1 protein-coding gene is annotated in these 616 nt (G+C 43.2%); it reads right to left on the bottom strand.

Annotation, left to right across the window (positions count from 1 at the left end):
• Positions 1-616: hypothetical protein (locus tag ACZ92H_RS29415; RefSeq protein ID WP_465052397.1), on the bottom strand; the 616-nt coding region annotated here is incomplete at both ends.

Below are 616 nucleotides of genomic sequence, written 5' to 3'. Positions count from 1 at the left end.
GTGGTTGTTGCTTCTAACGAGTTGTTTACTCTCGTAAGTGTCTGTTGTGTCTGATTTAATGCTGTGCTGACTGATTCGGATAATATCATCATCGATTCTGTCAACGGCTCCACTGTCATTGATATTTGGTTCAGCAAGTGATCGTCTAATACTATTTGGTTCATCATCTTTTCTTGCTGAGAAGCTCCTAACGAGTTCATCATCTCTATTTTTGTCATATATCACCTTGTTTTTTATAGTGTTCCAACTGTATTTTTTACCCAACTGAGATCCCTTGAATGCCACATCTCCAACACTGAATGAAACCCCCGCCACGTTGCCAGTGCTGGCAACATTGAACCTCGGTTCAATGCCTACGGCCTGCACTCTGTCTATAAACGTCTGCAGATCTGGTTTTCCTACCATAGCAGCCTGCAATGCGTTCTGTAGCACGATACGGGCTGGTTTCTCACCTGTCCTCAAGGCTTGCTCGATCTCGTTCTTGGTTGGTGCTGATACGTCTGATTTTTGTCCTTTAAGACTTTGTGTAATAGTTAAGCCGTGTTTTACTTCTAAACGTTCACAAGCTGCTATTGTGTTAAATGCTGAGTGCTGACCGAGCCATACAGAACCATCA

The sequence above is a fragment of the Janthinobacterium foliorum genome, assembly GCF_978021625.1.
This window is presented reverse-complemented; position numbering and strand designations above follow the sequence as displayed.